The following is a 1,171-nucleotide window of genomic DNA, read 5'->3' on the forward strand; positions in this document are numbered from 1 at the left end:
CTGCGCTCCCTGAGCGTGCCGGGGCTGCGGGCCGCGGGGCGCGGGGCGGAGGCCGGGCGGCTGTCCGGCCTCCCGCCGTCGACGCTGGTGCACCCCCGCTACTGGGAGCGGCGGTGAGATCCCGGGTGCGCGCGGTGCCGGAGGTGCGGGGGCGGTCGCGGGTGCGGAAGCGCTGACGGGACGGCCGGGGCTGAGTAGGCTCGTTCACCATGGAGCATGAGGTGTTCGTTCCGGTTCCGGTCCCGGCCCTGCGGCGGACGCTGGGCGACCCCGTCCGGGTCGCCCGCTGTGTACCGGGGTTCCAGCAGGACGCCGACGCGTCGGCGGGTCCCTTGGCGGGCCGGCTCAGAATCCGGGCGGGCGGCCACACCATCACGTACCGGGGCGCGCTGCGCCTCACGCCGGTGCCGGGCGACCCGGACGTGGACTCCGTGCACGCCGTCCTGGTGGAGGGCGAGGGTGTGGAGGCCCGGGGCGGGGGCTCGGCGAAGCTGTCGCTGACCCTCCGGCTCACGGAGGGCGACGAGGGCACGTCGATCGCCTTCGAGGGCGGGGCGAGCGGCGACGGGCGCCTGCGGGACCTGGAGCCGGCGGCGGCGCTGTCGACGGCGCACCGCCTGCTGGACCGGTTCGCCCAGCAGCTCGTGACGGAGTCGCTGGCCGCCCAGGGCGAGGGCGCGGCCGACGAGGCGTGGGGCGGCGGGGCCTCCGGCGACGGGGCCTCCGCCGGTGGTGGGTCTGCGGGTGGTGGGTCTGCCGGTGAGGGCTCTGCTGGTGGTGGGTCTGCGAGTGAGGGCCCTGCTGGTGGTGGATCTGCGAGTGAGGGCCCTGCTGGTGGTGGGTCTGCGAGTGAGGGCCCTGCTGGTGGTGGGTCTGCGAGTGAGGGTCCTGCCGGTGATGCCTCTGCCGGTACGCCGGAGAGTCCGGAGACGCCGGGTTCCGCCGAGGTCACCGCCGATGAGCGGGCTGTCGGGGAGGCCGTGGAGAAGGCGCTCGAAGAGGCCGCCGAGGAGGCGGACCAGAGCGGCCCCGAGCCCTCGGCCGGCTCCCCGCTCAGCGGCGCCGGGCCCCTGAGCGGCGCCGACGAGTCGCTGCCGACGCACGAGGCCGCCCCCGACGAGGCGCCGGGTGCGGAGCAGCCGGGAGCGCGGGGCGCGGAGCAGGACGGCGA

1 protein-coding gene is annotated in these 1,171 nt (G+C 77.1%); it reads left to right on the forward strand.

What is annotated here, in order from left to right; genetic code table 11:
- Positions 1–221: 221 nt before the first annotated feature.
- Positions 222–1,171 (forward strand): SRPBCC domain-containing protein (locus G3I41_RS14220; RefSeq protein WP_164400571.1); only part of this gene is annotated, 950 nt, incomplete at its 3' end.

Source organism: Streptomyces sp. SID9727 (assembly GCF_010550605.1).
Lineage (GTDB): Bacteria > Actinomycetota > Actinomycetes > Streptomycetales > Streptomycetaceae > Streptomyces.